A 20055-nucleotide genomic window follows, 5' to 3' on the forward strand; every position below is an offset into this window, starting at 1 on the left:
AGGTGGAACGGTCTTTTTCATGTTAATTTTATCACAATTTACTCTTTCTGGTTCAGATATTCTTTGTAACCAATTTGTTCTAATCTTTGGGCTTTTTCCAGAACTTCCCGTTTCATTCTTTCTTTATACTCTTTTACCTTCCTTGCGATCTCCGGATATTTGATTCCCAGAATAGACGCAGCAAGGATTCCCGCGTTCTTCGCGTTGTTTATGGCAACGGTGGCAACGGGCACACCCCCTGGCATCTGAACTATGGAGAAAAGAGAATCCAGACCGTTCAGTGTGGATGTTTTCACGGGAACACCTATCACAGGAAGGTGGGTGATGCTTGCCACCATTCCTGGAAGGTGAGCCGCTCCCCCCGCTCCCGCAATGATCACTTCTATTCCCCGTTCTTCGGCGTTCTTTGCGTACTCGAACATGCGATCCGGTGTCCTGTGAGCGGAAACGATCGTAATCTCGTAATCTATTCCGAATTCTTCCAAAATTTCAGCTGCCTGCTTCATTACAGGAAGATCGGAGTCACTTCCCATGATGATTCCTACCCTTGGCACATCGCTCCCTCCTCCGAGACGACTTTCAGTATTTTCTTCGCTCTGAGCGCTTTTTCGAGCGCTCTTTCAACGTCTCTATCCACCACCGTGAAATGTCCCATTTTTCTGTACGGCCTGGTTTCTTTTTTTCCATAGAAATGAAGCGAAAGACCTTCTATGGCCAGAGCTTCTTCCAATCCAATGAGGGCGGGTTTTCCATAATATCCTTCCTCACCGAGGAGATTCACCATCACCGCGGGGATGAGAAGCTCCGTTGATCCGAGAGGCAGGTTCATGATCGCTCTAATGTGCTGTTCGAACTGGCTCGTCACACACGCTTCGATGGTGTAATGGCCGGAGTTGTGTGGCCGTGGAGCGATCTCGTTGACGAGTATCTCACCCTGTTTTGTGAGAAACATCTCTATTCCAAAGATACCGACACCTTCTAACGCTTCTACAACACTCGTTGCAATTTCTCTGGCGATCTTCGAGTATTTTTCTTCTATCCTGGCAGGGGCTATCACTGTATCGCAGATGTTCGCATCTTCGTCGAAGTACATCTCCACCACGGGATAACATGCTATTTCTCCTTTTTCGTTTCTCGCCACCATGACAGCGAGTTCTTTCTCTATCTCAACGAACTCCTCAAGGTAGGTCTCGCCTTTTATAGCGTTTTCAAGATCTTTTTCGTTTTTTATGATGAACACCCCTCTGCCGTCGTATCCTCCCTTTCTCGCCTTTTGAACAACAGGGAAACCGAACTCCCTGACGTCGCTTTCCAGATCCTTCACAAGTTTGTATTCAGGAACTGGGATGCCGTTTTTCTTCAAAAATTCTTTTTGAACGAACTTATCCTGTATGATTTCCAGGGTGTACGGAGAGGGATGTATTTTGTAACCCTCGTTGTAGAGTTTCTTCAACGTCTGAACGTCGATGTGTTCAAGATCGTAAGTGGTGACATCTGAACCTTTCACCAGATCTTCAATTCTTTCTGAGTCAAAAAAGCCCGCGACTATCTGTTCGTCCGCCACCTGTCCAGCGGGGCTTCTGGGAGTTGGATCGAGCACTATCACGTAAAAACCCATCTTCTTCGCTTCGAGGGTCATCATCTTGCCAAGCTGGCCACCGCCGATGATACCGATCTTTTTCAAATCTCCTCCCTCCTCACCAGCTTCCCATGAAGAAGTAGAACTGCCAGTCTTTTTCGTTGAATCTGTAGGCACCGCCAACTTCCACGCTTCCAAGAAGGGGAACGACGAGATCGAGTTTCACTCCTGCTGAGGAGAGAGTGTTCATATTTCCGTTCTCTTCTATTCCGCCGTAGTCGACGAACAGTCCAGTGACGACGGGTACGTTTTCTTTCTGGAGAATCCAGTTCAGATCGGCTGAGAGTTTGAACATCTTTTCAGTCTCGAAGTAGTTGTAACCACGTACCGCGTAAGGTCCGGAAACTTCCAAAAGTTCCGTTCCAATTTCGTTGCGGACCATTCCGCCTGTGCCTTTGAAGCTCCAGAAGAGACTTTCAAAGATCGGATAGTACGCCTCACTGGTCAGAATCCCTTTCCAGTATTTCTGGTCATTCAGTCCGAAGAGACCTGCCCGCGTCAGATCGAAAGAAAGATAATACCCTTCCGTTGGAAGAATGGCCGAGTTTTTCGTGTTGTACCTGTATTTGAAGAGTGCTGCCAGTGTTCCTTTGCTGTCTTCAACCAGTTCCTTTTCGTAGAGCGCACCGACTCCAAAGGAGTGTCCCTTGTACGGAAGGGTGGAAACAATCCCTTTCAGGCTGACCGTGTCTGTTCCGCTAGAGGTAGCATAATTTGTGTATCCTGCTCCAAGTTCGAGATTCATAGGAACATCGAGTTTGATGGGAAGTTTGACCGTTCCCTCAACGCTTCTTTCGATGAATCCAAGGTTTAAGTCAATCGAGAACGACTCTCCGTATCCGAAGGAGTTCACAGCAGAGAGTTGAACGGTTCCGGAGAATCCCTGCCACCACTCACCCTCTTTTGGCATGGTCCAGCCGAGCCCACCGATGAAGTTTCTCGTCTTTTCCGCTTCCTTCAGATCTACAACAACGTCGACTTGAGTTGCGTTCTGAGAGAGTTGTGGATAGATGTTCACCGAGTCAAAGTACCTGCTGTTCTGAAGGTAGGAATACGTGAGCATGATCTCCTCTTTGTTGAGAGGTTCTCCTTCCTTTATGGTGATCAGGTTTTCCACCACGTACGGTCTGGTTCTCTTCAGCCCTTCTATTTTGACCGATCGGACGTACTTCTCATAGACATTGAACACGAGCCTGTCATCTTCCACCCTGGCTTCTACCCAGACGTACGGATAGTTGTTTCTTTCATAGAAATCCACCAGCCTGTTCATGGCAAGAAGAATCTGAGAATTCGTGTAGGTCTCATCCGTAGAGAGACCGGACGCGCGGAGCAGTTCCTGATCTGTGAAGATCGTGTTTCCATGGAAGAGGATCTCTTTGAATTTTTTCTCTCCTTCGAATATTCTTCTCTGCACCACGTTGATGACCATGATGACGACGTTTTTCTCTTCGATATCCTTCACCGTCGTCTTCTTGAAGTCCACGGATGTTTCCCGGGAGAAGAAGGGATAGGAGTTCAAAACGGAGATGAGTTTGTTCACCTCTGAAAGGGTAGGATAGAAGTCCTTTTTACTCATCGTGAAGAATCTGACAAGAGGAGAGGAAGCGTAGTAATCTCTCAGGGTCTTTATCTTTGCTTTCGACAGGATGGACACGATGTCCAGCCCATCCGTTTCACCGTTGAACACGATGTCCCAGAGAGCGTACTCTTTTACAACTATTCTGTAAGTCCCGTTCTCGAAACTTCCGTTTATCTCCACAAGGAAGTACCCTGCTTCCTGGTACCTGTTTCTGATCGCTTCGAACGTTTCTTTCAAAAGGTTCACGTTCAACGGCATGCCTTTCTCGATTTTAACGAGCTCTTCGAGTTCTTTTTTGTCCACCAGACCAGGGCCCTCTATTTCCAGTTTCCAATCTTTGACAACTGGATTTTCCTCCAGTGAGACGACAAGTCTGTAGCCCACATCAGCTGGTTCCAGAGAGGGTGTTAGAGAGGAGAAATATCCAAGGTTGAAGACTTTTTTCAGATACTCCTGAATTTCATCGGATGATACCTCTCCGAAGAGTTTTCCGACTTTTTGAACTATGAATTCGGAATTGAGTGTGTTCAATCCCTTGAAATCGACTTCTGAGATGTAAATTGCCATCGCGGAAACAGCCAGCAGAACCATCAGAAGAACCAGTTCTTTCTTCATACCTGTACCTCCTTCAGGATATCTCCTTTATAAGCATACTTAAGAAATGCCTCAAAAGTCCAGGGACACTTCTCTTTGAAAATTCTCGCGATTGCCAGAGCGTACTGTTGAATTTCCCACTGAGCGTGAGAATCTGCCCTCAGGTTCAAAAAGTTCATGAGACTTCTTGCGTTCACAGTCCAGAAAAACCTCGTGTACAGATTCAAAGGGAGCACTATCCTTGCCACTTCTCGAGGAACACCGCTTTCTATCAACTCCAGATACGTTCGATACGCTTTATCGACTATTTCTGAGATCTTCTCCGTCACCCGTTCGGGAGGGATGGTCGTTTTGTACCCTTCCAGGCGTTCGGGAGAGGGAATGTAGAATTCGTAGGAGAGCTTCGAGTATCTGCCGCTCAGTTCGTTGTAAGAAGCGATCCTGTGTCTGAACCACTGCCTCGCCACGAATATAGGGGCTTTCACGTGGAAAGTGAAGACAATATGTTCGAAAGGTGTCTCGTGACCGTGTTTCATGAGATATTCGATGAGATGTCTATCCCTTTCTTCGTCTTTCAAACCCATATCGAAAGAAACGCGGGCAGCCCGTACAGCGGAGAGGTCGTTTCCCATCACATCCACAAGTTCAACGAATCCTTTGTCCAAGATATCGATCTTCATCGATATCCTCCCTTCCGGAGAGTGCTCGTTGTTGGAGGGTGCCGGTCTTTTATAACAATACTAACATATAAGCTTAGAGGGCTGAAGTTTTCAGCCCTCCTTTTTGGTCATGATCTTGACAATCGTTTTTTCGATCCGTTCTCGGTCTATCTTATTTCCGTCCTTTAAAATCTTCAGAGCGGCTTTTATCACGAGAATTCTCGGATATTTTACGAGCATTTCCTTGATGGGATCTTTCTTCATGCTGATCACACTCCTTGACAACGGGGTTTTGTTAGAATATAATCTGATAGCGGTGTGGGCTCGTAGCTCAGTTGGCAGAGCGCCCGGCTCATAACCGGGTGGTCGGGGGTTCGAATCCTCCCGAGCCCACCAGTTCCTGAAGGAGAGCACGGCTCTCCTTATTATTTTAACACATCGTTCAAAGATGTTCGAGGTTGACAAAGAAAAGCTCTGATAGTAAAATTAATGAACGGTCTTGGGCGGCGTAGCTCAGCGGCGAGAGCGGGTGATTCATAATCACCGTGTCGTGGGTTCGAGTCCCACCGCCGCCATAGGTCATCGGAAAGGAAATAGGGCCAGCGTAGCTCAACCGGTAGAGCGACTGATTTGTAATCAGTAGGTTGTGGGTTCGAGTCCCACCGCTGGCTCCAAAAGTATGTGGTGGGGTGCCCGAGTGGCCAAAGGGGGCGGACTGTAAATCCGCTGGCAGAATGCCTTCGGAGGTTCAAATCCTCCCCCCACCACCAGATTTTTTGAGAAAGGGTGGAAGATATGCGAGTGAAAGTGGCTCTGAAATGTTCTCAGTGCGGTAACAAGAACTACTACACCACAAGGAACAAGGACAAAAGAGCAAAGCTCGAACTGAGAAAGTACTGCCCAAAGTGCAACGCCCACACGATTCATACCGAAACGAAAGCGTAATCGCAGGGCCGTAGCTCAACTGGTAGAGCGCCGGTCTCCAAAACCGGTGGTTGCGGGTTCGAGTCCTGCCGGCCCTGCCATTTTTTGATCTGAGGGGGCATCGAGAATGGAGAAACTCCGAAAGTTCTTCAGGGAAGTCATCGCCGAAGCAAAGAAAATTTCCTGGCCCTCCCGAAAGGAGTTGCTCACTTCTTTTGGTGTTGTTCTCGTGATACTCGCTGTTACAAGTGTTTATTTTTTTGTGCTTGATTTCATCTTCTCGGGAGTTGTGAGTGCGATTTTCAAAGCGCTGGGAATAGGATAAGGTGATAGGTGATGAAGAAAAAGTGGTACATAGTCCTTACTATGTCCGGTTACGAGGAAAAGGTTAAAGAAAATATCGAAAAGAAAGTCGAAGCCACCGGGATAAAAAATCTGGTGGGCCGTATTGTTATTCCTGAAGAGGTAGTTTTGGACGCCACCAGCCCTTCCGAGAGGCTCATACTTTCTCCGAAGGCCAAATTACACGTGAACAATGGAAAAGATGTTAACAAAGGGGATTTGATAGCTGAAGAACCTCCTATTTATGCTCGAAGAAGCGGTGTGATCGTTGACGTGAAGAACGTCAGAAAGATTGTTGTGGAAACCATCGATAGGAAGTATACGAAGACGTATTACATTCCCGAGTCTGCGGGAATCGAGCCGGGTTTGAGGGTTGGAACGAAAGTGAAGCAGGGACTGCCGCTTTCGAAAAACGAAGAGTACATCTGTGAACTGGATGGAAAGATCGTTGAGATAGAACGAATGAAAAAAGTGGTCGTTCAGACACCCGATGGTGAGCAGGACGTTTATTACATTCCTTTGGATGTTTTCGACAGGGATAGGATAAAAAAAGGAAAAGAAGTGAAACAGGGGGAAATGCTTGCGGAAGCCAGGAAGTTCTTCGCCAAGGTTTCGGGAAGAGTCGAAGTGGTGGATTATTCAACAAGAAAAGAGATCAGAATCTACAAGACGAAAAGAAGAAAACTCTTCCCGGGTTATGTGTTCGTGGAAATGATCATGAACGATGAGGCCTACAATTTCGTTCGTTCCGTGCCATACGTTATGGGGTTTGTCAGTTCGGGAGGACAACCCGTTCCCGTAAAAGACAGAGAAATGAGACCTATTTTGAGACTCGCGGGCCTCGAAGAGTACGAAGAGAAGAAGAAACCTGTGAAGGTCGAACTCGGTTTCAAGGTTGGAGACATGGTGAAGATAATAAGCGGTCCCTTCGAAGATTTTGCGGGTGTTATAAAGGAAATCGATCCAGAGAGACAGGAATTGAAAGTAAACGTAACTATATTCGGACGTGAAACTCCTGTTGTTCTTCATGTTTCTGAAGTGGAGAAAATCGAGTGAGAAAACGTGGGAGGAGGAATCCGCACCACGCATAGGGAGGTTCGAACATGGCGAAGAAAGTAGCGGCTCAGATTAAATTACAACTGCCTGCCGGAAAAGCCACGCCGGCTCCACCCGTTGGACCCGCCTTGGGTCAGCACGGTGTTAACATCATGGAGTTTTGTAAAAGGTTCAATGCCGAAACAGCGGATAAAGCAGGCATGATACTTCCTGTTGTTATCACAGTGTACGAAGACAAGTCGTTCACTTTCATCATCAAAACACCACCTGCTTCCTTCCTTCTCAAGAAAGCAGCGGGTATAGAGAAGGGTTCTTCCGAGCCAAAAAGAAAGATAGTTGGAAAAGTTACCAGAAAACAGATTGAAGAAATAGCGAAAACAAAGATGCCAGATTTGAACGCAAACAGCTTGGAAGCAGCCATGAAGATCATTGAAGGAACCGCTAAGAGTATGGGAATAGAAGTAGTGGACTGATGTAACGGAAAGGAGGAGGCGCAATGCCGAAGCACTCCAAGAGGTATCTTGAAGCAAGGAAACTGGTGGACAGAACAAAGTACTACGATCTTGACGAAGCCATAGAACTCGTTAAAAAAACTGCCACGGCGAAATTCGATGAAACGATAGAACTCCACATTCAAACTGGAATAGACTACAGGAAACCTGAACAGCACATCAGAGGAACGATCGTGCTTCCACACGGGACAGGTAAGGAAGTCAAGGTTCTGGTGTTTGCCAAAGGTGAAAAGGCAAAAGAGGCTTTGGAAGCGGGCGCGGATTACGTAGGAGCTGAGGATCTTGTAGAAAAAATAGAAAAAGAAGGTTTTCTCGATTTCGATGTGGCAATAGCCACACCTGATATGATGAGAATAATCGGAAGGCTCGGAAAGATTCTGGGACCAAGAGGTTTGATGCCATCGCCCAAATCTGGAACGGTGACTCAGGAAGTAGCAGAAGCGGTTAAAGAGTTTAAAAAAGGAAGAATCGAGGTCAGAACGGACAAAACTGGGAACATCCACATACCCGTTGGTAAGAGGAGCTTCGATAACGAGAAACTGAAGGAAAACATAATCGCGGCAATAAAACAGATTATGCAGATGAAACCCGCAGGTGTGAAAGGACAGTTCATAAAAAAAGTGGTTTTGGCTTCTACAATGGGACCCGGTATAAAATTGAATCTTCAGAGTCTGTTGAAAGAGTAAAGCAATCGAAAACTCAATAAGACGCCGTAGATGGCAGGGCCCGTGGGGTTAAAGATCCTGCCGGAGGCGTCCCAGAAAGGTTCTATGACCTTTTTGTGGACCCTCCGGGGTCCACAAAATTTTTTTGGGAGGTGAATCCTTTGCTGACCAGGCAACAGAAAGAACTCATAGTTAAAGAAATGAGTGAAATATTCAAAAAGACATCGCTGATACTCTTTGCCGATTTCCTGGGTTTCACGGTAGCTGATCTCACCGAGCTTCGTTCTAGATTGAGAGAAAAGTACGGAGATGGAGCAAGGTTCAGGGTTGTGAAGAACACTCTCTTGAATCTCGCTCTCAAGAACGCTGAGTACGAAGGTTACGAAGAATTTCTCAAGGGACCCACAGCTGTACTCTACGTCACTGAAGGAGACCCTGTAGAAGCTGTCAAGATAATTTACAACTTTTACAAGGATAAGAAAGCGGATCTTTCGAGGCTCAAGGGTGGTTTCCTCGAAGGAAAGAAATTCACGGCAGAAGAAGTGGAAAACATTGCGAAACTCCCATCCAAAGAAGAGCTCTACGCTATGCTCGTTGGTCGTGTGAAAGCTCCGATTACCGGTCTTGTGTTTGCATTGAGTGGTATTTTGAGGAATCTCGTGTATGTGCTCAATGCTATTAAAGAGAAAAAATCTGAATGATGGAGGTGTTTGAAGATGACGATTGATGAAATCATCGAAGCGATTGAGAAACTCACAGTTTCAGAGCTTGCAGAACTCGTGAAGAAGCTCGAAGACAAATTTGGAGTGACTGCTGCTGCACCTGTGGCTGTCGCTGCTGCCCCAGTTGCTGGAGCAGCTGCCGGTGCCGCTCAGGAAGAAAAGACAGAGTTTGACGTCGTTTTGAAGAGCTTCGGCCAGAACAAGATTCAGGTCATCAAAGTTGTCAGGGAAATCACCGGACTCGGTCTCAAGGAAGCCAAAGACCTCGTCGAAAAAGCCGGTTCACCCGATGCAGTCATTAAGAGCGGTGTTTCCAAAGAAGAGGCAGAAGAGATCAAGAAGAAACTCGAAGAAGCTGGTGCTGAAGTGGAACTGAAGTAAATTTTCGTTTGTGAAAAAAGAATGTTGCAACCCTGTACCGCCTCTTGCCGGTACAGGGTTTTTGTGTTTTAATAAATAGAGTGTGGTACAAACGTTCTTCCTCACCATGTTGTTTCCTTTCCGTTCGATCCAAGCAAAACCCGGGAGAGAAATCCTGGGAGTTTCTTATTCCACATTGAGAGGTGAGAAAATGAAAGAGATCTCTTGCGGTAGGAGGACGAGGGTTTCTTTCGGCAAGAGCCGAGAGCCCCTGCCAATTCCAGACCTCGTGGAGATCCAGAAGAGTTCCTACCGAAGATTCCTCGAAGAAGGTTTGCTTGAAGTCCTCAAGAAATTTTCTCCCATTTATTCGCAGGCGACCCGCTCAGATTTGAGAAAATCAGACAGAGGATTTGCTCTCGAGTTTGTTTCAACCAGAACTGGAGAACCTGCCATCGATCCCCTTGAATGTAAAGCGAAGGGTCTAACCTACAGTGTTCCGATATATGCGACGGCTCGCCTTACCGACATGAAAAGCGGTGAGATGAAGGAAGAAGAAGTGTTCCTTGGCTACATTCCCTACATGACGGATCGTGGAACGTTCATAATAAACGGAGCAGAAAGGGTTGTAGTCAATCAGATAGTGGTTTCCCCAGGGCTTTACTTCTCGTCTGAGTACATAGACAGAGAAGAATACGGCGGGTACTTTCTCCCTTCTCGAGGTGCATGGCTCGAAGTCATCCTCGATCCCTACGATGGAGTTCTTTACGCGGGCCTTGACGGAAAGAAGGTCAACCTTTTCCTCTTTCTGAAAACGATCGGTTACGAAAAAGATGAGGATATCCTCTCCCTTTATCCCACCTATCTGGATGCCGACGATGAAGACAGTCTCCTGCTCCACGTGGGCTCCATTCTGCTCGAAGACATCTACGATGGTGGCAGGAAGATCGCTGAAAAATGGGATATCCTGACCAAAGATCTCGCGGAAAGGATTCTGATGATAGATGACATAAATCAGATAAAAATAGTTCATCCAATAGCTCAAAATACATTTGAAAAGATGCTGGAAGTGGTGTCTTCCTCGAGCGAAGAGGGAGAGGAAGAAGAGGAAAAGACAAAGATTTACGGTTTAAACGAAGTCACCGTTGTGGACGCATATCTGGAAATTTTCAGGAGATTGCGACCCGAAGAACTTCCAAGAATAAACGCGGCAAAAAGGTATCTGCACGACCTCTTCTTCAATCCGGAAAGGTACGATCTTTCCGAGGTGGGAAGATACAAAGTCAACGAAAGACTCAGAAACGCTTACATCAGGTACCTCATAGAGGTTGAAGGGGAAGATCCCGAAGAGGCGAGGAAGAAGGTTTACAACGAAACTTCTCTCGTTCTGAAACCACTTGATATAGTCCTCGCTTCCAGAATTCTCTTCGACTACTTTGAGAGAAGATATGTCAACGATTTTGAAATAGATTCCTACGAGTTGAAGAATCTGATCAGAATCTTCAAGGAAGAATACTTGGAAAAGAGAAAAACGGCTCCCTACGATCTCAGAAAACTTGTATCTGTGTTCCGGAGAAATTACGGAGTAACATCTGATCTCGGTGTGTTTGCTGCTATCAGGTATGTTTCCAACATAAACAAAGAGCTTCCTTCGATACCTTTCGATACGAAGGATCACCTCGGGAACAAACGTGTTAGAACCGTTGGAGAACTCGTTCAGAGAGAGTTCGAGAGATTGTTCGCAAGGGCGCAGAAGGCCATTCAGGAAAGACTCACACTCATAAACTCTTTGAGTAAGGTTTCCATTCAGAGCCTTATAAACATAAAATCCATCATATCAACGGTCAACCAGTTCTTCGCGATGAACCAGCTTTCTCAGTTCATGGATCAGGTGAATCCTCTGTCGGAACTCACTCACAAAAGAAGGGTTTCTGCTGTCGGACCCGGTGGATTGAGAAGAGAATCCAAAGTCTTCGAAGCAAGAAACGTGCACTACTCTCAGTACGGAAGGCTGTGTCCCATTGAAACACCCGAAGGCGCGAACATAGGATTCATAACATCTCTGGCTATATACGCTAAAATCGATGAATACGGATTTCTCATGACTCCTTATAGAAAGGTAGTCAATGGAAAAGTAACGGATGAAGTGGTCTATCTGAGGGCCAACGAAGAAGAAGAGTACAAAATCATACCTGCCACCACACCCGTGGATGAAGAGGGCAACATAATACCAGAGAGAGTAGTGGCTCGAATGGGTGAAGATATCAGGCTTGTTCCCAAAGAAGAAGTAGATTTCATGGATGTATCGACGAAGCAACCCTTCAGTGTCTCGGCTTCACTCATTCCGTTCCTCGAACACGACGACGCCAGCCGAGCCCTCATGGGTTCGAACATGCAGAGGCAGGCCGTCCCACTTCTGAAAACAGAAGCACCCCTCGTTGGAACTGGAATGGAATGGGAAGCAGCGAAAAATTCTGGTTATGTTATTCTCGCAGAACACGATGGAATAGTGAAAGAGGTCGACGCTGCCAGAGTTGTTGTTCACAGAACGGACGAGAATGGAAATCTCATGTACGACGATAAAGGCAATCCAGTGGTTGATGAATACAGACTTCTAAAGTTTGTGAGATCCAACCAGGATACGATGATAAATCAAAAACCCATCGTGAACGAAGGCGATTTTGTGAAGAAGGGTGATCCCATAGCCGACGGTCCGGCAACCGACATGGGAGAACTGGCACTTGGAAGGAACATCCTCGTTGCCTTCATGCCATGGGAAGGTTACAACTACGAGGACGCCATCCTTGTGAGTCAGGAGCTTCTCGAAGAAGACGTCTTCACATCGATCCACATAGAAGTTTATGAAACTCAAGCAAGAGAAACGAGGCTCGGTCCTGAAGAGATCACCGCTGATATACCGAACGTGAGCAAAGAACTTCTGAAAAATCTCGATGAGAACGGAATCATCAGAGTTGGAGCGTACGTTGTGAGTGACTATGGAGTGGGTTCTCAGGCGATACTGGTTGGAAAAGTGACGCCGAAAGGCGAAGGAGACACAACACCCGAAGAAAAGATCATCAGATCCGTTTTTGGTGAACGCGGAAGAGACGTGAAGGATACATCTCTCAGGCTGCCTCACGGGGTTGAGGGAAGAGTTATAAGGGTCGATGTTTACGATCAAAACGATATAGCAGAACTGGGAGCGGGAGTTTTGAAACTCGTCAGGGTGTACGTTGCCTCAAGAAAGACGCTCGACATCGGAGACAAACTCGCAGGACGCCACGGAAACAAAGGAGTCGTTTCAAACATACTTCCAAAAGAAGACATGCCGTTCCTACCCGATGGAACACCGGTTCAGATGGTACTGAACCCGCTGGGAATACCTTCACGTATGAACGTCGGTCAGATTCTGGAAACGCACCTTGGATGGCTCGCCAAACTAACTGGAAAATGGTTCGCAACTCCTGTGTTCGAAGGGGCGAAAGAAGACGAAATTCTCAGACCGCTCTACGAAGAAAGGAAGAAGAGAGGCCTTCACCTTGGAGACGACGAAAACAATCCGAATGGAAAAGTGGTTCTCAGAGATGGAAGAACGGGAGAACCCTTCGACAATCCTGTGGTGGTTGGTTACATGTACATGCTGAAACTCATCCATATAGCCAAAGAAAAGATTCACGCAAGGTCCACAGGACCGTACTCTCTCATTCACCAGCAGCCTCTCGGTGGAAAGTCTCACTTCGGTGGACAGAGGCTTGGAGAAATGGAGGTCTGGGCTCTGGAGGCCTATGGAGCTGCTCATACTCTTGCGGAGATGCTCACCATAAAATCCGACGACATAAAAGGAAGAAACGAAGCCTATAAAGCCATACTGAAGAACATGAATATACCTGAACCTGGTGTTCCCGAAAGCTTTAGGGTTCTCATCAAAGAACTCAGAGGTCTCGCGCTCGATGTGAGACTCTACGATGAGAACGGTAACGAGATAGATATCGACAAGTACTGATTGGGAGGTTGGTAGAATGCCAATGTCCTCTTTCAAGAGGAAGATAAAGGCAATTCAGATAAAGATAGCCTCTCCGGAAGTGATAAGAAGCTGGTCTGGAGGAGAGGTCAAGAAACCAGAAACGATCAACTACAGGACATTCAAGCCCGAGAGAGACGGCCTTTTCTGTGAGAGGATTTTTGGTCCTGTGAAGGACTACGAATGTGCCTGTGGTAAGTACAAGGGGAAGAAATACGAAGGTACCGTCTGTGAAAGGTGTGGAGTCAGGGTCGAATCCAGAGAAGCCAGAAGAAAAAGAATGGGACACATAGAACTGGCAGCACCCGCTGTGCACATCTGGTATCTCGAGAGCATACCGAGTGTTCTCGGAACACTCTTGAACATGAGCACTTCAGACCTGGAAAACATCATCTACTACGGCAGTCGCCGTGTCATAGAAAGAGCTTTTATTGTGACTGATCCCAAAGATACTCCGTTCTCCCAGGGGGATGTGATCTACGAGACCGAGTACAGGATATACAGAAAAAAGTGGGATTTCGATGTTGAACAGGCGTTTGTGGTGAAGAATCCAAAATCTCCTGTTCTTTCCGATATCGATGGAGAAGTGACTTTGAAGACAGAAAAGTCCATCACAGGAAGGGAAATCACCTGGATCATTGTGAAGAACATCACCAGAGCCACACACACGGTGCTCCCTGGAATGATTCTCGTTGTGAAAGATGGCCAAGAAGTGGAAAAAGGACAGGATCTGACAAAAGAAATGACAATCGACCCTGTTTACGCTCCGTTTGACGGTCACGTGGAAATAGATGAACTTTCGAATACTATTACGTTGAAACCTCTCACAACCAGTAAGGATCAGCCGGTTGTTTTCACGATTCCTTATGGAGCGAAGATTCTTGTTTCGAACGGCCAGAAGGTGAAAAAAGGTGATCAGATCACGACTTCTACCAGCCTCCCAGCCGTCAAAGCGAGCATATCTGGTACAGTGAGATTTGGTTCCAACCTCAACATAAGAGCACTTGAAGACGGAAACTTCGAAGTCCTTTCCACCGGTGAAGTCTATGTAGAACAGGTTATAGAGGAGAGAAAATATCCTGTCTTTGAAGGAGCGCTTGTCTACGTTAACAACGGCGACCAGGTGAAGAAAGGAGATCACCTGGCTGACAGATTCCTCTTCGAGGAAGAATACCTCTCTGCCACCGAGTACAAAATCTTCGAGTCGCACTATCCAACCATGTTCGATGTTGAAGAGAGAACGGAAAACGACAGACCGATTGTGGTCATAACGGATATAGATCCCGAGGTTTCCAAAGAAACGGGTTTGAAGGTTGGCGATATAGTCACAGAAAACGAGTACGAAGCATACCTTCAGATCTATCCAGAAAAGATAGTGGCTGATGCCGGGGCACAGGCGATAAAGAAACTGCTTCAGAATCTGGATCTGGAAGCGCTTCAGGCAGAAATTGAAGCGGAACTCAAAAAGTTACCTTCTTCCAGCTCGAAGGCGATAAAGCTCAGAAGAAGGTTGAAGATGGTAAAGGATTTCCTGAAATCTGGTAACAAACCCGAATGGATGGTTCTTGAGGTTGTTCCTGTGATTCCACCCGACCTCAGGCCGATGATACAGATCGAGGGAGGAAGGTTCGCCACAACAGACCTCAACGAACTTTACAGAAGACTCATAAACAGAAACAACAGACTCAAAAAGCTTCTGGAGCTCGGGGCACCTGAGATCATTCTGAGAAACGAGAAAAGAATGCTTCAAGAAGCGGTTGACGCTCTCATTCACAACGGTTCTGATTCGGAAGGAAAGAGAAGCAGAAGAGCCGTTTTGAAAGATAGAAACGGTAGGCCTCTGAAATCGCTCACCGATCTACTGAAAGGAAAGAAAGGAAGATTCAGAAGGAACCTGCTTGGAAAGCGTGTGGATTACTCTGGAAGAGCGGTTATTGTCGTGGGCCCAAATCTGAAGATACACCAGTGCGGTATTCCAAAGAAAATGGCAATGGAGCTCTTCAAACCGTTTGTTCTGGCGAAACTCCTTGGAGAGGGTTCTTCCAGCAAAACCATGAGAAAGGTCAAGAAAGCGATCATAGAAAAAGAGATGCCGGAAGCCTGGGAAGTGCTTGAAGAAGTGATAAAGGGAAGCGTCGTTCTTTTGAACAGAGCTCCCACACTCCACAGGATGTCAATTCAGGCGTTTGAACCAAAACTCGTTGAAGGAAACGCCATACAGCTCCATCCTGTCGTGTGTCCACCATTCAACGCGGATTTTGACGGTGACCAGATGGCGGTTCATGTACCGCTTTCGGCCGCGGCGCAGGCAGAGGCAAGATTTCTCATGCTTTCGAGATACAACATCATCTCCCCAGCACACGGGAAGCCGATTTCGCTGCCGACGCAGGATATCATCATAGGTTCTTACTACCTCACAACAGTTGGTAAAGAATTCGACTCACTGAAAGAAGAAGATGTGAAATGGAAGTTCTCTTCGCCCGAAGAGGCGATGCTGGCTTACCACCTTGGATTCATAAAACTTCACACTCCGATTCTGATAAAGGTTGCTGTCAACGGCGAGGAAAAACGAATAAAGACGACTCTGGGAAGAGTGATCTTCAACGGCATTCTCCCGGAAGATTTGAGGGATTACAATAGAATTTTCGACAAAAAACAGATAAACGCTCTCGTCTATGAAACGTTCAAGAGACACGGTATAGACAGAGCTGCGGATCTCTTGGATGACATAAAAGACATCGGTTTCCACTACGCAACCGTTTCCGGTCTGACTCTCTCGTTGAAAGATCTGAAGATACCACCAGAGAGAGATGAGATTCTCAGGAAGACCTGGGAGAAGGTCAGAATAATCGAAGAGAATTACGAAAAGGGCTTCCTGACGGAGGAACAGAGAAAGAGTGAAATCATACGACTCTGGATGAGTGTGACGGAGGAGATCACAAAACTCACATCCAAAACGCTCGCAGAGGATCCGTTCAACCCCATATACATGATGGTGAACTCTGGTGCTAGAGGTAACATAGATCAGGTGAAACAGCTCGCCGGTATCAGAGGTTTGATGATCAAGGCGTACGACCCAAGATCCAGGGAAATAAAGTCCAAGATCTTCAAGGGTCAGGCGATCCACGAAGCACTCACATTCGATTACCCGGTCGATAAGAACCTCAGAGAAGGTGTTGACATCCTGCAGTTCTTCATTTCCACCTACGGTGCCAGAAAAGGACAGGTTGACACAGCAATGAACACATCCTTTGCGGGATATCTGACGAGGCGTCTTGTGGATGTAGCCCAGAGCGTTACAGTGGCGGAACCCGACTGTGGAACACATGAGGGAATCAGAGCCATGGATCTGATAAAAGAAGGAACAGTCGTGGAAAAGATGAACGAGTTCCTCTTCGGTAGAGTGCTCGCAAGGGACGTGCTTGATCCAGAAACAAAAGAAGTTTTAAAGAATCCAGAAACGGGCAAGGAATACACGAGAAACACCATGCTCACAGACGACGATGCGAACTTCCTGGCTTCTTACAAGAAAATGGTTGACGTTGTGAGGTACGAAGAGATAGACATAACAGAACTCTCACTCCCCAACATGTACGCCGAGATAGCAGAACCCGTTGGAGAGTACGAAGAAGGAACGGAACTCACCTGGGATGTGATAAAAGCTGCTAAGAACGAAGGGAAATACCGCATAAAGGTGAAGGTCTATCCTGTCGTTGGAACTGTTTACGCGGAAGAGGAACCTTTGTACGATAAAAAAGGTGAAAGACAGCTTCTCGTGTACCAGGAAGTGATAAACGAGATCGTGGCGAAGATGCTCGAAGAAAATGGAATAGAAAAAGTTTCCGTGAGACCCGATATCATTGTGAGATCGCCTCTCACCTGTGAGTCCGAGTACGGCGTCTGCGCTGCCTGTTACGGTATGGATCTTTCCAACCACAAGATAGTGAACGTCGGAGAAGCGGTGGGAGTTGTGGCCGCTCAGTCCATAGGAGAGCCCGGCACACAGCTCACGATGAGAACATTCCACGTTGGAGGAGTCATGGGTGCGAGCGACATCGTCAGCGGTCTCACAACTGTGGAGAAGACGTTCGAACCGTACGCGTTCTTGAGAGAAGAAAAGAGCGGTGGAAAGAAAGAAATCAGAAAATACTATGGATCCGAAGCCATTCTGTGTGAGGTCGATGGTTTCGTTAAAGACATAGCAACCGATGAAAGTGGTAGAACGGTGATTTACATCGAGGATTACGCCGGTAACATCCACGCTTACAAAGTACCGAAGAGAGCGAAAGTAAGGGTAGAAAAAGGCCAGAAAGTCCTGAGAGGAGAAACCCTCACCAGCGGCGCCATTGTGTGGTGGAAACTCCTGGAGCTCGAATCAGAAAAAGGTGTAATGACGGCGATGAATCTGCTGAAGATCATAAAGAACGCCTACGTCCAGCAGGGTGTGAGTATACACGACAAGCACTTCGAGATCATATTCAAACAGATGCTAAGCATGGCAACGATCGTCGATCCTGGAGACAGCGATTACTTGCCGGATCAACTTGTGCCGCTTGTGGATATAAAGAGATTCAACAGGGAAATCCTCGAAGGAAATGCGAAAGTGGAAGAGAACAGGAAGTGGGTCATAGGAAAGACGCTCGCGAAGAGGATCATCACGGAAACAGAAGAGGGAGAACTCGTGGAACTCGCGCAAAAAGGCGATGAAGTGACCGAGGAACTTTTGAAGAAGATCATAGAAGCGGGAATAAAAGAGATCGACGTCTTCGAAAAAGATAAAGTTGTGACGTACCAGATTCTCCCGAAGGAACCTATCAAGTACAAGAGAAGACTCCTGTCGCTCAAGAAAGCGGCTCTTAACTACCCCGGCTGGCTCAGCGCGGCTGCGTTCGAAGAAACTGCGTGGGTGTTGACCGCAGCGGCGATCGAAGGAAAGGTCGATCCGCTCATTGGATTGAAGGAAAACGTGATCGTTGGTCAGCTGATACCCGCAGGAACCGGTCTCGATGTCTTCGCGGGAATCCAGGTGGAAGAAACCCCAAGGGCTGCAGTGGAAGAAGAACTCGCGTGAGAAACAAAAAGAAAAAAAGAAGGGGCTCCTTTCGGAGCCCCTTTTATTTTTTACTCTTCTGCTTTCCAGAGCACGTAGTAGTCGTCGCCAGGTCTCATTGGATTGTGGTACCATCCTTTGACCCAGCTTCTCTGGACTCTCACACCGAGCGGCTGATAGAGAGGCATACCGAGGGCGTGCTTCATTGCGAACCTCTGGATCTCTTCGTAGAGTGCCTGTCTTTCTGCAGGATCGGTCTTCGCGATCGCTTCTTCTATGAGTTCGTCGAGACTTCTGCCACCAAGGTCGGGATGTGGTGTGGAAACAAACTTTCTGAAGTTTTCACCCTGTCTTCCAGAGTAAACTCCTGCACTGTGGTAGTATGTGAAGATGAAGTTGTGAGGATCCGGATAATCTGCGAGCCATCCTATGATGAAGGCAGGCACTTCTCCTCTCTTGGTTGCGTCGAGATACGTAGGCCACTGAACGCCTCTCACTTCAACTTTAAACTTCGGATTGATCATCTCGATGTATGCCTTCAGCATTTCTGCGGCTTGTCTTCTCACTTCATTTCCGGTGTTGTAAAGCAACGTGATCTTGAATCCTTTCTTCCAGACTTCACCGTTCCATGCCTTCTTGAAGTACTCCGTTGCTTTCACAATATCGAAGTGTGGAGCGTCGGGATCGTTCAGCAGCTCTTCGTTGAATCCGAGGAGTCCTTCTGGAAGGTCTGTTGGTATCTTTCTACCAAGACCTTTGAGCACTTCGTTTATGAATGTGTCGTAGTCGAACGCGTAGATGAAGGCTTTTCTCACATTCTCATCGCTGAAGAAATCGGGTGGTATTCCGTTTCCGTCGAGTTTTCCAGAGCCTATGTACTTGCTGTCTTCGGGAACGTTCCACGCGAAGTGAAGGGATGTTACCGCAAGTTCAGGAAGTCCCTTTACAACGGTGACACCGGGTTTTCCTTCCACCTGCTCGAGGTACTGGGTTGGGACAGCACAGATATCGGCGTCTCCCTGAAGGAACATCGCCCTTCTTGTGCTCCACTCGTCGATTCCCCAGATAATGACTCTTTTGATCTTCGCGGGTTCTCTCCAGTAGTTGTCGTTTCGCTCGAGGATGACTTTCTGCTGAGCTCTGTCCCATTCGACGAATTTGAAGGGTCCAGTTCCGTTCATTCTCGCGTAGAGAGGAGAATCTTCTTTTCTGATATCGTGGTACTTCCACCAGGTATCGGCTCTTCCGTCCCAGCATCCTATCTCTATACACCACTCTTTGTCGAGGACAGCACTCCAGCTGGCGCTCTGGGCGAGTATGTACATGAACGGTGCGAAGGGTCTCACAAGGTGGAACACAACGGCGTCACCTTCAACTTCGATGGCGGGATCGATGTAATCCGTGTAGATCTTTATGAGAGCGTCTCTGTACTCTGGAAGCGGCTCACCGTTTTCGTCGAAGAGTTCGCTATAAGGCTTGCCGATCTTTTCCTCGACGAAAGTTTCCAGTGAATCCACACCGAACAGGGCTTCCCAGAGCATCCACATGGGACCCGCTGTTGGATCGAAGATGAGACCTCTTTCAAAGCTGTATTCCACGTCTTCTGGTGTGAGATCTCCTCCTTCGTGGAACTTCACGCCTTTCCTGATGTAGAACTTGTAAGTTTTCCCGTCGTCCAGAATTTCCCATCTTTCCGCAAGGCGTGGTTCGAATTCTGTGAGGCTCTCTCCTTTGTAAGCGATCAGGTTCTCGTACACGTTGTAGATAACTTCACCACTCGCCGTGTCATAAGCGAAGTGTGGGTCGAGAGTGTCGGGTTCTCCAATGGTGGCGTCGATTATGGTGTCAGGGTTCTTCACTTCGGCCAGTACCAGAACTGATAGGACTGCCAGGAACAGCACAAACAGTTTCTTCATAGCGAAACCCCCTTTC

Annotated in this window: 15 protein-coding genes and 5 tRNA genes; 14 read left to right on the top strand and 6 right to left on the bottom strand. The window is 47.2% G+C overall.

Features of this window, described 5'->3' with window-relative positions:
* Positions 1-38 precede the first annotated feature (38 nt).
* The 5 genes from purE to TM_RS02280 all read right to left on the bottom strand — a co-directional run bounded on the left by purE (position 39) and on the right by TM_RS02280 (position 4735).
* Complete coding sequence (gene purE / locus TM_RS02260) at positions 39-554, bottom strand: 5-(carboxyamino)imidazole ribonucleotide mutase (protein WP_004081520.1); 516 nt, start codon at positions 552-554, stop codon at positions 39-41.
* Entirely contained in the window at positions 542-1684 is a 1143-nt protein-coding gene (gene purK, locus TM_RS02265) for a 5-(carboxyamino)imidazole ribonucleotide synthase (RefSeq protein ID WP_004081519.1), read from the bottom strand. Before purK ends, purE begins: the two co-directional genes overlap by 13 nt.
* A gap of 13 nt (positions 1685-1697) precedes the next feature.
* Positions 1698-3833 carry a BamA/OMP85 family outer membrane protein gene (locus TM_RS02270; RefSeq protein WP_004081518.1) on the bottom strand — a complete coding sequence of 712 codons (2136 nt, stop codon included), beginning with the start codon at positions 3831-3833 and terminating at the stop codon, positions 1698-1700.
* Entirely contained in the window at positions 3830-4492 is a 663-nt protein-coding gene (thyX, locus tag TM_RS02275; RefSeq protein ID WP_004081517.1) for an FAD-dependent thymidylate synthase, read from the bottom strand. Before thyX ends, TM_RS02270 begins: the two co-directional genes overlap by 4 nt.
* A 90-nt stretch (positions 4493-4582) precedes the next feature.
* A complete protein-coding gene (locus TM_RS02280) occupies positions 4583-4735 on the bottom strand; it encodes a hypothetical protein (protein ID WP_004081516.1) in 153 nt (50 codons plus the stop codon).
* 56 nt (positions 4736-4791) lie between these two features.
* Here TM_RS02280 and TM_RS02285 point away from each other — a divergent pair.
* From TM_RS02285 to rpoC, 14 genes are all read left to right on the top strand, one after another.
* Positions 4792-4867: transfer RNA gene (locus TM_RS02285), tRNA-Met, on the top strand.
* Positions 4868-4973: 106 nt separating this feature from the next.
* Positions 4974-5046 (top strand) — tRNA-Met (locus tag TM_RS02290).
* 23 nt (positions 5047-5069) lie between these two features.
* Positions 5070-5145 (top strand) — tRNA-Thr (locus tag TM_RS02295).
* Between the two features lie 9 nt (positions 5146-5154).
* A tRNA-Tyr gene (locus TM_RS02300) sits at positions 5155-5241 on the top strand.
* A gap of 25 nt (positions 5242-5266) precedes the next feature.
* On the top strand, positions 5267-5416 hold the full coding sequence (gene rpmG, locus TM_RS02305; RefSeq protein WP_004081515.1) for a 50S ribosomal protein L33: 150 nt from the start codon (positions 5267-5269) through the stop codon (positions 5414-5416).
* A 4-nt stretch (positions 5417-5420) separates the two neighbouring features.
* Positions 5421-5496 (top strand) — tRNA-Trp (locus tag TM_RS02310).
* Positions 5497-5522: 26 nt separating this feature from the next.
* A complete protein-coding gene (gene secE / locus TM_RS02315) occupies positions 5523-5720 on the top strand; it encodes a preprotein translocase subunit SecE (RefSeq protein ID WP_004081514.1) in 198 nt (65 codons plus the stop codon).
* An 11-nt stretch (positions 5721-5731) separates the two neighbouring features.
* Positions 5732-6793, top strand: a complete 1062-nt coding sequence (gene nusG / locus TM_RS02320; protein ID WP_004081513.1) for a transcription termination/antitermination protein NusG — start codon at positions 5732-5734, stop codon at positions 6791-6793.
* A gap of 47 nt (positions 6794-6840) precedes the next feature.
* A complete protein-coding gene (gene rplK / locus TM_RS02325) occupies positions 6841-7266 on the top strand; it encodes a 50S ribosomal protein L11 (RefSeq protein WP_004081512.1) in 426 nt (141 codons plus the stop codon).
* A gap of 23 nt (positions 7267-7289) precedes the next feature.
* Positions 7290-7991, top strand: a complete 702-nt coding sequence (gene rplA, locus TM_RS02330) for a 50S ribosomal protein L1 (RefSeq protein ID WP_004081511.1) — start codon at positions 7290-7292, stop codon at positions 7989-7991.
* A 140-nt stretch (positions 7992-8131) separates the two neighbouring features.
* Positions 8132-8671, top strand: coding sequence for a 50S ribosomal protein L10 (gene rplJ / locus TM_RS02335; RefSeq protein ID WP_004081510.1), 540 nt, complete (start codon positions 8132-8134; stop codon positions 8669-8671).
* Between the two features lie 15 nt (positions 8672-8686).
* Positions 8687-9073, top strand: a complete 387-nt coding sequence (rplL, locus tag TM_RS02340; RefSeq protein ID WP_004081509.1) for a 50S ribosomal protein L7/L12 — start codon at positions 8687-8689, stop codon at positions 9071-9073.
* A 190-nt stretch (positions 9074-9263) separates the two neighbouring features.
* Complete coding sequence (locus TM_RS02345) at positions 9264-13055, top strand: DNA-directed RNA polymerase subunit beta (RefSeq protein WP_004081508.1); 3792 nt, start codon at positions 9264-9266, stop codon at positions 13053-13055.
* A gap of 16 nt (positions 13056-13071) precedes the next feature.
* Positions 13072-18144 carry a DNA-directed RNA polymerase subunit beta' gene (gene rpoC / locus TM_RS02350; RefSeq protein ID WP_004081507.1) on the top strand — a complete coding sequence of 1691 codons (5073 nt, stop codon included), beginning with the start codon at positions 13072-13074 and terminating at the stop codon, positions 18142-18144.
* 50 nt (positions 18145-18194) lie between these two features.
* Here rpoC and TM_RS02355 read toward each other — a convergent pair whose 3' ends face one another.
* The gene (locus TM_RS02355) at positions 18195-20039 is read right to left on the bottom strand and encodes an ABC transporter substrate-binding protein (RefSeq protein ID WP_004081506.1); all 1845 of its coding nucleotides are present in this window, start codon (positions 20037-20039) and stop codon (positions 18195-18197) included.
* Between the last annotated feature and the right edge of the window lie 16 nt (positions 20040-20055).

It is taken from the genome of Thermotoga maritima MSB8 (assembly GCF_000008545.1).
Classification (GTDB): Bacteria; Thermotogota; Thermotogae; order Thermotogales; family Thermotogaceae; genus Thermotoga; species Thermotoga maritima.

Excerpts from the sequence above, each read along its gene's own strand:
- TM_RS02270 (WP_004081518.1), bottom strand. The coding sequence starts at position 3,833 with ATGAAGAAAGAACTGGTTCTTCTGATGGTTCTGCTGGCTGTTTCCGCG.
- thyX (WP_004081517.1), bottom strand. The coding sequence starts at position 4,492 with ATGAAGATCGATATCTTGGACAAAGGATTCGTTGAACTTGTGGATGTG.
- TM_RS02280 (WP_004081516.1), bottom strand. The coding sequence starts at position 4,735 with ATGAAGAAAGATCCCATCAAGGAAATGCTCGTAAAATATCCGAGAATT.
- rpmG (WP_004081515.1), top strand. The coding sequence starts at position 5,267 with ATGCGAGTGAAAGTGGCTCTGAAATGTTCTCAGTGCGGTAACAAGAAC.
- secE (WP_004081514.1), top strand. The coding sequence starts at position 5,523 with ATGGAGAAACTCCGAAAGTTCTTCAGGGAAGTCATCGCCGAAGCAAAG.
- nusG (WP_004081513.1), top strand. The coding sequence starts at position 5,732 with ATGAAGAAAAAGTGGTACATAGTCCTTACTATGTCCGGTTACGAGGAA.
- rplK (WP_004081512.1), top strand. The coding sequence starts at position 6,841 with ATGGCGAAGAAAGTAGCGGCTCAGATTAAATTACAACTGCCTGCCGGA.
- rplA (WP_004081511.1), top strand. The coding sequence starts at position 7,290 with ATGCCGAAGCACTCCAAGAGGTATCTTGAAGCAAGGAAACTGGTGGAC.
- rplL (WP_004081509.1), top strand. The coding sequence starts at position 8,687 with ATGACGATTGATGAAATCATCGAAGCGATTGAGAAACTCACAGTTTCA.
- TM_RS02345 (WP_004081508.1), top strand. The coding sequence starts at position 9,264 with ATGAAAGAGATCTCTTGCGGTAGGAGGACGAGGGTTTCTTTCGGCAAG.
- rpoC (WP_004081507.1), top strand. The coding sequence starts at position 13,072 with ATGCCAATGTCCTCTTTCAAGAGGAAGATAAAGGCAATTCAGATAAAG.
- TM_RS02355 (WP_004081506.1), bottom strand. The coding sequence starts at position 20,039 with ATGAAGAAACTGTTTGTGCTGTTCCTGGCAGTCCTATCAGTTCTGGTA.